This window comes from Hydrogenophaga sp. LT287, from assembly GCF_055702805.1.
Genome location: NZ_JBVPZC010000056.1, coordinates 1 through 8,012, shown reverse-complemented (window position 1 = coordinate 8,012; position 8,012 = coordinate 1). Strand labels below are relative to the sequence as shown.

General features: G+C 59.9%; 10 protein-coding genes. 4 read left to right on the top strand and 6 right to left on the bottom strand.

Going from position 1 to position 8,012, the window contains the following annotated elements; translation table 11 throughout:
• The first annotated feature begins 128 nt into the window (after nucleotides 1–128).
• The 4 genes from AC0GNR_RS19110 to AC0GNR_RS19095 are packed head-to-tail and all read left to right on the top strand — an operon-like array spanning nucleotide 129 to nucleotide 3,996.
• Nucleotides 129–1,184 (top strand): Rieske 2Fe-2S domain-containing protein, encoded by a 1,056-nt coding sequence (locus AC0GNR_RS19110; protein ID WP_472902353.1) that lies wholly within the window; start codon nucleotides 129–131, stop codon nucleotides 1,182–1,184.
• Nucleotides 1,185–1,221: 37 nt separating this feature from the next.
• On the top strand, nucleotides 1,222–2,202 hold the full coding sequence (locus AC0GNR_RS19105; RefSeq protein WP_472902352.1) for a Bug family tripartite tricarboxylate transporter substrate binding protein: 981 nt from the start codon (nucleotides 1,222–1,224) through the stop codon (nucleotides 2,200–2,202).
• On the top strand, nucleotides 2,203–2,988 hold the full coding sequence (locus tag AC0GNR_RS19100) for an SDR family NAD(P)-dependent oxidoreductase (RefSeq protein ID WP_472902351.1): 786 nt from the start codon (nucleotides 2,203–2,205) through the stop codon (nucleotides 2,986–2,988).
• 45 nt (nucleotides 2,989–3,033) lie between these two features.
• Nucleotides 3,034–3,996, top strand: coding sequence for a PDR/VanB family oxidoreductase (locus tag AC0GNR_RS19095; protein WP_472902350.1), 963 nt, complete (start codon nucleotides 3,034–3,036; stop codon nucleotides 3,994–3,996).
• Nucleotides 3,997–4,543: 547 nt separating this feature from the next.
• Here AC0GNR_RS19095 and AC0GNR_RS19090 read toward each other — a convergent pair.
• The 6 genes from AC0GNR_RS19090 to AC0GNR_RS19065 all read right to left on the bottom strand — a co-directional run.
• Nucleotides 4,544–5,857, bottom strand: coding sequence for a site-specific integrase (locus AC0GNR_RS19090; protein WP_439609131.1), 1,314 nt, complete (start codon nucleotides 5,855–5,857; stop codon nucleotides 4,544–4,546).
• 179 nt (nucleotides 5,858–6,036) lie between these two features.
• Nucleotides 6,037–6,366, bottom strand: coding sequence for a helix-turn-helix domain-containing protein (locus AC0GNR_RS19085; RefSeq protein ID WP_300651534.1), 330 nt, complete (start codon nucleotides 6,364–6,366; stop codon nucleotides 6,037–6,039).
• Nucleotides 6,363–6,746: a type II toxin-antitoxin system RelE/ParE family toxin gene (locus AC0GNR_RS19080; RefSeq protein WP_300651532.1), complete on the bottom strand. Its 384-nt coding sequence runs from the start codon at nucleotides 6,744–6,746 to the stop codon at nucleotides 6,363–6,365. The genes AC0GNR_RS19085 and AC0GNR_RS19080 overlap by 4 nt, the downstream gene beginning before the upstream one ends.
• Before the next feature lie 304 nt (nucleotides 6,747–7,050).
• On the bottom strand, nucleotides 7,051–7,254 hold the full coding sequence (locus tag AC0GNR_RS19075; RefSeq protein WP_472901542.1) for a hypothetical protein: 204 nt from the start codon (nucleotides 7,252–7,254) through the stop codon (nucleotides 7,051–7,053).
• A gap of 253 nt (nucleotides 7,255–7,507) precedes the next feature.
• Nucleotides 7,508–7,576, bottom strand: coding sequence for a DUF4113 domain-containing protein (locus AC0GNR_RS19070; protein ID WP_300651537.1), 69 nt, complete (start codon nucleotides 7,574–7,576; stop codon nucleotides 7,508–7,510).
• 72 nt (nucleotides 7,577–7,648) lie between these two features.
• The coding region (locus AC0GNR_RS19065; RefSeq protein ID WP_472902349.1) for a hypothetical protein at nucleotides 7,649–8,012 on the bottom strand (364 nt) is incomplete at its 5' end.

The window sequence follows — 8,012 nt, the reverse complement described above, 5'->3', positions numbered from 1 at the left end:
GTTGGCACGCTCAGCACCGAAAACCGCACCCAGAATCCGCCACCAGAAATGAACACCGGATTACGTCACCAAATTCCGTCACCACTTACCGCCGCCAGATTTACGCGGGTTTAGACCGCCGCTAACAGGTGTCGCTCTTCTTCGGACGCAATGAGGAAAATGGCATTCGCTGCGCGTATCACGGTCTCAAGTTCAACAGCGCAGGCCAATGTGTGGATGTTCCCTCTGCGCCGCAAGCTTGTGCGCGCATGCATATCAAGGGGTACCCCTGCATCGAGCGCGGAGGAATCGTGTGGACTTACATGGGGCCCGCCGATCAACAACCAGAACTGCCGGAACTGGAGTGGTGCACCCTTCCAGCCGAGCACGTCTATGTATCGAAACGGCTGCAGTACTCAAGCTACCTGCAGGCCATGGAGGGTGGGATCGATACCGCCCACGTCTCATATGTTCACCGCTACGAGGTTGACTCGGACCCGATGCACAAAGGCGTGAAGGCGCTCGACTACATCAAAGCCGATGGGAATGTGGTGTTCGAGATCGAGAAAACACCCTTTGGCTTGAGCCTGTTTGGCCGCCGCAATGGAGAGCCTGACTCCTACTATTGGCGCGTCACCCAATGGTTGTTCCCTTGGTTCACGCTGATTGCACCATTCGGTGACCACGCCTTGGGCGGTCACATCTGGGTACCGATCGACGATCACAGCTGCTGGGCCTGGAGCATCAACTGGCAACCCAACCGACCATTGAGCCAGGAAGAGCTGGATGCAATGAAGGCCGGCATGGGTATCCACGTCGAGTACGAGGCCCCCGGCAGCTTCGTCCCTGCGGCCAATCGGGAGAACGGGTACCAGATGGACCGTGTGGCCCAAAAAGAGCACCGAGCCTACAGCGGAGTTTTTGGCTTCTCTGCACAGGACTACTCGCTGCAAGAAAGCATGGGCTCTATCCAGAACCACGAAGCTGAGCGACTACTGCCCACAGACAAGGCCATCGTGATGGCGCGTCGCATGTTGCACGAGGCTGCCTTGGGACTGGAAGAGGGGCTCATGCCGCCAGCGCTGGATTCAAGTCAACAGCGTGTGCGTCCGGCAGGTGTGTTGCTGCCCAAAGAACAGAGCCCAGTTGAGTGGGCCAGGGAGCACCTTGCCGACAGCACAGAGAAGCCTGTCTTCAGCCTCTGAAATCGTTCGCTTTTCCACCCACAAAGAAGGAGACAACATGACTGCATCCAAAACACTCATCGCCAGCGCCGTGCTCATGGCATTTGCGGCGTCCCCCGCATGGTCGCAAGCTACAGCCGATTGGCGTCCTACCAAGACGGTCCGAATCGTGGTGCCGATCGTGGGAAGCACAAACGACGTGCTGGCTCGCCTCTTAGCGCCCAAGCTTCAAGAGGCGCTCGGGCAGCCCTTTGTGGTCGAGAACAAAGGCGGGGCTGGCGGGAACATCGGTGCATTGGACGTGGTGAGGTCAGCGCCTGATGGGCACACGCTCCTGGTGGGGTACAACGGCCCGTTGGCGATCAACGTGACCCTGTTCGACAACATGCCCTACGACCCCGTGAAGGACCTCGCGCCCATCACCCTGGCGGTGAAGTCCCCCCAATACCTGGTGGTGAATCCCACCACAGGGATCACCAGTGTTCAGGACTTCATCGCCAAAGCCAAGGCCAATCCGACCAAGTATTCCTATGGGTCGGTGTCACTGGGCAGTGCATCACATTTGACGATGGAAATGATGAAGTCGGAAGCGGGGTTCCGGATGACGCACATCCCCTACCGCGGTGCGGGGCCGGCCGTGGCTGACCTGCTGGCCGGGAATGTTCAAGCAGGCTTCTTTGTACCGGGCAACGTGCAAGGGTTTGTCAAGGAAGGGAAGTTGAAGCTGCTGGCCACCTCGGGCACCAAGCGCTTCGACAGTACCCCGGACATTCCCACGCTCAGTGAATCGGGATTGAAGGACTTCGAGGCGACATCCTGGATCGGCTTTCTTGCCCCGGCAGGCACGCCACCCAACATCATTGCCCGATACAACCAAGAGATGGTGAGAATCATCAACTCTCCGGAAATCAAAGCTCGTCTGAAAGACATGGAGTTTGAAATCGTCGCCAGCTCACCGCAGGAGTTCAGCAACTGGATTTCGACGGAGATCGTGCGCTGGGGCAAGGTCATCAAGGACACTGGCGCGAAGGTGAACTGAGTGACCAGCAACAGTTACCGTTTGGCGAACAAGGTCGCGCTGATTACTGGTGCGGGCGCCGGCATCGGCGCTGCAGTGTCAACCCTCTTCGCTCGCGAAGGCGCTGCCATCCTGATGGTGGATGCCGATGCGCAGGCACTCGCGAGAACGAAGGCCGCCATACTGAATGCTCAGCCTGATGCGAGGGTGTTCTGCGTGCACGCTGATGTGACCGATGAGGCCGCGGCGATGGCCAGCGCCAGGCACTGTGTGGACGTGTGGGGTTCGCTGGATGTTCTCGTCAACAACGCAGCGATGCGAAACTATTCGGCAGCAGCCGATGCGACACCCGGTGAATGGCAGGCGATGGTGGGCGTCAACCTGGTTGGAATGTCCAACTACTGCAAAGCGGCCCTCCCGGCGTTGCGCAAGTCGGGTGCCGGGAGCATCGTCAATGTGTCCTCTTGTTATGCAGTCACAGGACGTCGAGGAATGGGTCTCTACGATGCCACCAAAGCTGCTCAACTTGCCTACACACGCACGCTCGCCTTTGAAGAGGCGCCACATTCGGTAAGGGCGAACGCTGTCTGTCCAGGATCCACGCTGACCGATTTTCACGTGAGTCGCGCGCAGGGTGCTGGAAAGAACGTGGAACAGCTCAAGACTGAACGCAAGGACACGTCCTTGATTGGGAGGTGGGCAGACCCTATCGAAATTGCGCGGCCCATCCTCTGGCTGGCTTCCAGCGAAGCCTCCTTCATCACCGGCACAACGCTGATGGTGGACGGCGGTCTGCACATCATGTAATCCCGGCCGTAGCGCATTTGCGCCCGGGCTGAATATCGTCCTTTCATGTCCACCTCCACTCTTTTTGCACGAGTTCACACCCTGCGCTATGAGGCACCGGAGATCATCAGTGTTGAATTGAGGCCAGCGGATGATGGCGTGCTGTTTACGTCCCATGAACCTGGCTCACACATTGATCTCCACTTGGGAAATGGTCTCGTCCGGAACTATTCCGTGCTCAACCCGTGCTCAGAATCAGGACGCTATGTCGTGGGCGTTTTGAAGGATCGCAAAAGCCGCGGCGGTTCCAGATATGTGCATGAGAACCTTCGCGTTGGCCAGGTGCTCAAGATCTCAGAGCCACGCAACAATTTTGCGCTGGACGAAGCCGCGCTGCACTCTGTATTTTTGGCCGGGGGAATTGGCATCACCCCCATGCTCTGCATGCTGAACCGATTGCTCGAGTTGGGGCGACCTGCTGACTTGATCTATTGCTCAAGGTCGCGACAGGACGCTGCATTCCTGGAGAACTTGAAAGCAATGACCGCGCGTGGGTTGAATGTTTCGTACCACTTCGACGACGAAGAGGGCGGACCACCCGATTTGCACACGCGGCTGTCGGCCTATTCCCCAGCAGCACACTTTTATGCATGTGGGCCCGCACCCATGCTTGACGCGTTTCAAAGGGAGTGTTCGAACTTGAGCTTCAACCAGGTGCATCTCGAACGGTTTGCTGCGCCTCACGCACCGCAGGCGGCTGCGTCCGATTTCACTGTGGAGTTGCGGCGCAGTGCCAAAGTCATACAGGTCAGTGCTGGGCAGTCGATCTTAGATGCCATGTTGGACAACGGTTTGTTGCCCGACCACAGTTGTCGCGAAGGACTTTGTGGTGCATGCGAGACCAAAGTGTTGGACGGTCAGGTAGACCACCGGGACAGCATCCTCACCGCCGAAGAGCGCAGGGCGAACAAGTCGATGATGATCTGTGTATCGCGCTGTAGCTCTCAGCGCCTTGTCTTGGACGCGTAAGTTTTCAGTAGAGGCCCACTTGGCTTGAATGGTGATCGACCGCTTTCTCCCGGCGCGTCGTTTCGCTATAGGTCGGCAGTTCCAGGTCACCTTGCGCTCGACCGGACATTCGTGAACGGGGTGATCTCAGATTCGGTGCAAATGACCCGGTTAGGATGCGAGGGTAAACCCGTGGCTTCCTAAGCAGCGAGCGCCATCTTGTCCGATGATCTCCCCCATGGTTGCCAAGGAAAACTTCTCTTCTCACCGTTCAGAGGCCGTTGCCACCGACCACCGGGCACGCCAATTCCGCGACATCAGCGAAGCAAGGCTGTCCGTGCGCTTGTCGCGCAGCTTGTAAAGGGCTTCAATCAGCTGCTCCACCACCTGGTCCTCGCTGCAAGCCTTGGGAGGCGCGATGCCGTTGCAGTTGAGCAACTGAGCCCGGACCATCTTGCTCCGCCAACTCACGGGCGGTCGGATCGAGTTTCAGGCTGGGATAGGCCGTCTCATGGAGTGTTGTCATTTGCGGGGACTACCCCGCCAGGCTGCCTGTCTGCCCATCGCCTCAGTCCCAGTGTGAATCGGTGGCGGGTTCGTGAAACGAGGTCTCCAACAGGCACTGGTTGTCCTCGGCGATGCGGTACATATCATCCAGCAGCGTGGCGATCACCTCATCCAGCACGTCGCGGGACAGGTAGGGAATCGCCAGTTCGTAGCGTGTGCCCTTCGCGTTCAGGCGCTGCATGGCGAAACGCTCAAAGCAGGTCTGCTCGATCAGCCGGTGGCCCAGCGCCAAGCCGCGCGACTGCTTGCTGAAGCGGGTCAGCACCATCGTGACACGCAAGACTGCCACAGGCGTCGTTCCTGCGGCCGGCAGGCGCAGAGCGTCGGCCTGTTCTGTCAACAACAAAGGCGGCGCTGGCTGCAGAGTTGCCGGCGCCAGGGCTGTCAGGCCTTGCTCGAACCGGGCTTGCAGGCTGGAATCCGACGCATCGAGGTAGCGCATGGCCGACTTGACATCCTTCCAGCCGACGTATTCCATCAGCTCCTTGATGTCCCAGCCGCTGGCACGTGCCCAGCCGGCAAAGCCGCGGCGCATGGAGTGGCTGCTGTATTCCTCGGGCGACTCGACGCCGGCTTCAGCGAACAGGCTGCGCAGCAAGGGGATCAGGCTGTTGGCATGCAGGCTTTCATCGGCGACATGGCCCCAGCGGTCGATCTTGCGGAACACCGGGCCCTCGGTCAAACCGGCCAAGTCGACCCAGACATTGAAGGCGGTCACGGGACACAGGCGGGACAAGGCCGGGCATCTGAAAACGCGGCCCTGCAACTGCCTGTCGCCTTTGCTGCGGCCCAGGAAGCAGGCCATGCCCTGGCCGGGGGTGACCTCGGTGTTCTCAACGCGCAGGTTGACCAGTTCGTCGGAGCGGAATCCGCGCCAGAACCCCAGCAGCATCAGACTGCGGTTGCGCGCGTGGCGAAGCAAAGCCGGCTGGTCACCGGAGCGCTGGGCATTGCTGATGGCAGCGTCGAGCCACTGATCGATCTGCTGGAGCACCGCCAGTTCCAGCGGGCGCGCGCGCTTTTCTGGCGCGGAGTGGACGGAGCGGATGCCTTTGAGTACCTGGCGTACCAGCGGCGACTTCGTGGGGTCGGGGAAACCTTGATCGGTATGCCAGCGGGACAGCGCGGCCAGCCGCTGGCGCAGCGTGTTGATGGCCAGGGTCGCCGCATGGTCGGCCAAGTAGCGGGAGATGGCGTCGGCCGTGGAAGGCAGTAGGCCCTTCCACTCGATCTCGAAATGGCGAATTGCGGAGGCGTAACTCCTGCGCGTGTTGTCGCGCTCGGCGGCCTCGATGTATTGGGCAACACGGGTCATGTGACGGTCGTCAGGCTGCTTTCCCGTCAGGAGGATTGGCGTCGACCGATGTTATGACGGCAGCGGCCATCGCATCGGGCACCGCCGACGCCAACAGCAGCTCACCGGTCCACATGCGAGCAACAGCTGACAGGCAAGCGTGTCGCAAATTGGGTTGAGCCTGATGCTGCGGGGCGAGCTCAGGCAAACTGCAACTCGATCTTGCCGGCGCGGCGGCGCACCGGGCCGACCACGATCTTCACATCGTGACCCAGCCTGGCCACCAGTTCCAGCAGCTTGGCTTCGCTGACGCCGCGGAATTGGCCGCGTGTGATGCGCGAGACCTTGGATTGATCGATGCCCAGCAGCGTCGCAGCATCCTCTTGCGTCAGGCGGCGTGCCTTGATCGCGCGCGCGATCTCACCGGCCAGCTGGGATTTGCGCGCCATCTCGGCCGCGTCGGTGTAACCCAGGTCGGCGTAGACATTCGTGCCACCTTCTTCAATGGTGATGTCGTTGTGTGCATTCATTTGCGTACTCCTTGCTGTGCCAACCATACCTCGAAATCTTGCTTTGCGGCCTTCAGGCGGATATTGATCAGGTCCATATCTGGCTTGGGCGTTGCGATGCCGCTTTTGGATTTCTTCTGGAAGCAGTGCAGAACATAGACCCAGCCGGCGAACTTGACGGTGTAGACAGCCCGGTAGGTGTCTCCCTGGTGGTCCTCGACCACCTCCAGCACACCGGCCGAGCCGAAACCCGTCATGGCCTTGGCATCCTGGTGCTTGCCGCCGGCTTGCGCCAAGTCGATGGCATGGCCGAAGACGTCTTTGACATCCTCTGGCATGGCATCCAGATCGCGCTTGGCGGAGCTGACCCATTTGATGGGTTTGCGCGCTTGCTTCAACATCGCCTCAATTATGTCCGTTTAGGCATACCGCCGTCAACTCGCCGAAAGCCAAACCTCGGGCAATTCACGCATGCACCGGCCGTGCCCGCCGACGCCGAATGATCAGCATTTCCCCAGGCCGATTCTCCGTCCCTGACGTGTATTGGAGTTGACCCACTTCAGTGGACGGTTACTGGTTTGATTCTCAAAAGTTTGGGGTGGTTGCTCGGCGTGCTCGGTGGTGGAGAAGAACGTGCAGGACATCATCATCCCCGCCAAGAGGTGAAGGGCGTTCGAACTACGGATGATCCCTCTAGCCCCTGCTCTAAAAGGGCGTTGGTGAACGATAAACCTTCACTGGACCCGCGCCTTCGTACACCATCTCACCGTTGACAATCACGATCACAATCCACCAGTCGTGCACCTCGATGACGTGGTATTCGTGAGGCTCCAGCGGTAGGGGCGTCTCGCGGTAGCTGTTCACGCCATCAGGTTTGGGATGCCACAGTAACGTCGGATGTTCAGTCATCAAAATGGCGCTTCGGATACGAAAACATCAACCGGACCCGGACCTTGGTAAACGGCTTCACCGGTGACCACGACCCTCACAATCCACCAGTCGTCTCGCTGCTCCACTTCATAGGCTACCGCAGGCAGTTCGAGCACGGTCTCCACCGGGAATGGAATCCCATCCGGCACTGGGTGTCGTAGCAGCGTCGGATGCCCTGGAGGAAAGTTCACGGTGGGCGTCATACGGGTTGGGGTATGCGAATTGTCCTTGATCACGCCCTCGCCACCGGCACATCCTCAAGCCTCGTTGTGTACTGAGGGGTTCGGCGTTCCTGCTTCATCCCCATCCATGAGCCGCATTCCGATCATGAATTTCTACTCGGAACTCGGAAGCTCGCGCGACAGTTCGATGCTCAGAGTGCCGTGATGTCGGTCCGCACCGGCCAACGCAGCGCGCCGGTGGTGGACCTTTGCGCCGTCGCCTCGAACTCGTGTTGCAGCACCAGCGTGTAGCGACCCGGGCGCGGCGTGCACAGGCGGTAGCCGTCGTGCATCGCATCGAGCGTGATGCCGCCGCTTTGCGGCGTGTGCAGGCGCCAGGCGTCGACCTCGGGAGCGCTCATGCGCAAGGTGACGCAGAAGCCGCGCTTCATGTTGGACACCACCACCAGCCGCTGCTGGGCGCTCCAGTCACCATCGGCATCGGCGTCCAGCACCACGGGGTGGCTGTTTTCCAGCACGCGTATGAACTGAGGGATGATGATGCGGAGTTCTAAC

What these genes read in the sequence shown, in the direction of transcription:
- AC0GNR_RS19105 (WP_472902352.1), top strand. Translation starts at nt 1,222, where the DNA reads ATGACTGCATCCAAAACACTCATCGCCAGCGCCGTGCTCATGGCATTT.
- AC0GNR_RS19095 (WP_472902350.1), top strand. Translation starts at nt 3,034, where the DNA reads ATGTCCACCTCCACTCTTTTTGCACGAGTTCACACCCTGCGCTATGAG.
- AC0GNR_RS19090 (WP_439609131.1), bottom strand. Translation starts at nt 5,857, where the DNA reads ATGACCCGTGTTGCCCAATACATCGAGGCCGCCGAGCGCGACAACACG.
- AC0GNR_RS19085 (WP_300651534.1), bottom strand. Translation starts at nt 6,366, where the DNA reads ATGAATGCACACAACGACATCACCATTGAAGAAGGTGGCACGAATGTC.
- AC0GNR_RS19080 (WP_300651532.1), bottom strand. Translation starts at nt 6,746, where the DNA reads ATGTTGAAGCAAGCGCGCAAACCCATCAAATGGGTCAGCTCCGCCAAG.
- AC0GNR_RS19075 (WP_472901542.1), bottom strand. Translation starts at nt 7,254, where the DNA reads ATGACTGAACATCCGACGTTACTGTGGCATCCCAAACCTGATGGCGTG.